Annotated in this window: 1 protein-coding gene; it reads left to right on the top strand. The window is 56.9% G+C overall.

Annotated features, from left to right (window positions below):
• Nucleotides 1-32: 32 nt before the first annotated feature.
• Nucleotides 33-1,878 (top strand): WD40 repeat domain-containing protein (locus ABIZ35_RS01650; RefSeq protein WP_348218135.1); only part of this gene is annotated, 1,846 nt, incomplete at its 3' end.

Below are 1,878 nucleotides of genomic sequence, written 5' to 3'. Positions count from 1 at the left end.
CGCGTTAATGCGCGAAGCGAATAAGGATAACTATGGGAAAATTGTTCAAAAACGCCGTCGTGGTAGCCTCGGGCGCAATCGTGGCGGCCATTCTGGCGCCTGTCCTGGCGAAAGGGCTTACGCCGGCTCCCGCGCCAGGCTTCGCGCCCGACGACGCTTGCGTCGGTAATTCGCGCTTGCTGATGAAGGCGGTGCGGCTATATCTGCAGGACAATGATGAGTCGCTGCCTCCTATGGACAGCACCGCGCATTTCCAAGCCGCTGTGTCGCCATACATCTCAAATACTTCTGTCTTTAGCTGTCCTGCGACACATCTTGCGTTCCAGCCAAACCCAGCGATCGGCTTACATTCACTTGCGGAATATGCAACGCCAGGAGAGGTCATCGTATTTCAAGACGCCGTTCCACATGCGGACCACAAATCAGTGGCGACGTTTCTGGATGGCCATATCGAAGTCGGGGGAGCTATTGCCGGCGGAGGAACTCCGGCCGGTGACCCGGATCTGGTCTGCGCCGATCGTGTGAGGGCAATATCACTTGCCATGCTGCAGTATGTTCAGGACTACGATCAGATTTATCCTCCGATGGACACGCCTGCCCATGTCCAGACTCTGTTGCTTCCATATGCAAAGTCAACGAGTATATTCGTTTGCCCGTCTACAGGGCAGCCTTACGCGTTTAACGCGAGTCTGAGCTACGTGGCGCAGGCCGCACTGGACAGTCCCGCTACAACGGTAGTTGTGCAAGACCCCGTGGCGCATGCAAATAGCTTGCGAGTCATTGGCTATGCAGATGGCCATGTCAACCACCCTGGTACGGCATATTCAACTCCAGAGACGGGCGATGCGGCTAATCTCAAGCGCATCGGACTCGGCATTCTGCAATATGCTCAGGATTATGACGAATACATGCCGGACCTGCGAAGTCCGGAGGCTTTGAAAGCGGCGGTCTATCCTTATGTGAGGTCCGAAGATACATTCGTCAATCCGTTTACCGGACAGAGCTATCTCTATAACGCCGCGTATAGCGGCTGGTCATTGGCGATGTTCGATTCGCCAGCCACCATGTGGCTGGCGCGAGACCGTACGCCTAACTCTGATGGAACACTGAATGTACTCTTCGCCGACGGACATGTGAAAACGCGTTACACCTATGTCGCTCAGCATATCTCCGTGGGGCCGAACAGCGAAACACGTTTGCTTTGGAACCGGGGCGATGGAAGTATTACACTCTCTCGACTGTCGTCCACGGGAGCTGAAATCAATCGCGCGTATCTTGGACTGGGTGTGGGAACCGTCAAGAGCGTCTCAACGTCGTCGACTGGCTACACGAGCATTCTGATTGGCAAAGGCGATACGGCGTCGCTTTGGACACTTAATCCTAGCTTCTATGTGACGCAAAAAACGGAATACGGTCCGTATGACGGCTGGGCGCCGATCTCGGTGGGCGTAGGCAGTAACAATCAGCCGCGTTTGCTCTGGAACCGCTACGACAAGTCATCGGCGATCTGGCAGGCGTCGGCTGTCAATGATTACATCAGCGACAAGCGCTATGCGCTTGCCAGCGGCGACATCGCCAGCGGCCTTGCCGTCGCGCCGGATAACTCGCAGCGGCTTGTGTGGACACGACCCAGCGGCGAAGTGCGGTTCTGGACGCTCTCGGCGGCCGGTGATATTTTGAGCCAAAGCGGCGTTCCGCCCTATCATGATTGGAAAGCCAAGTCCGTGACCGTGGGACCGAACGGCAACACTTGGGTGCTGTTCGCGGGAACGGGCGGCTCCTCGCTGATGACGATGAGTCCAACGCAGCAGCGCTTGAACAAGATCGACTTCCCCGCCGAAGCCGGATGGACGCCTCAGGAAGTGGGCGTCGGCGCGG

The sequence above is a fragment of the Capsulimonas sp. genome, from assembly GCF_039929585.1.
Lineage (GTDB): Bacteria > Armatimonadota > Armatimonadia > Armatimonadales > Capsulimonadaceae > Capsulimonas.
The sequence above is the reverse complement of the archived record's forward strand: the minus strand, read 5'-3'. Positions and strand labels throughout refer to the sequence as shown.